Here is a 307-nt window from a genome sequence, read left to right as displayed (position 1 = left end):
GCCATCGGCCGCACCTTCCAGGAATCGATGCAGAAGGCCCTGCGCGGTCTGGAGACCGGCCTGTCCGGCTTTGACGAGATCGAGATCGAGGGCGTCGCCGGCGCCGCGGACGATGCGACCGCCCGCGCCGCCGTGGTCCGCGCTTTGGGCGTTCCCACGCCCGACCGCATCCGCGTCATCGCCCAGGCCTTCCGCCACGGCCTGACGGTCGAGGAGGTCAACGCGGCCTGCGCCTATGAGCCGTGGTTCCTGCGCCAGATCGCCGACATCGTGCGCGAAGAAGGCCATGTCCGCGTCAAGGGCCTGC

The 307-nt window shown here is 70.7% G+C and carries 1 protein-coding gene; it reads left to right on the top strand.

Annotated features, from left to right (window positions below):
• A partial coding sequence (locus tag NR126_RS28660; protein WP_256832526.1) for a hypothetical protein occupies positions 1–307 on the top strand: 307 nt, incomplete at both ends.

The organism is Pseudomonas sp. Pse1 (assembly GCF_024519635.1).
In the GTDB taxonomy this organism is placed as follows: domain Bacteria; phylum Pseudomonadota; class Gammaproteobacteria; order Pseudomonadales; family Pseudomonadaceae; genus Aquipseudomonas.
The sequence above is the reverse complement of the archived record's forward strand: the minus strand, read 5'-3'. Positions and strand labels throughout refer to the sequence as shown.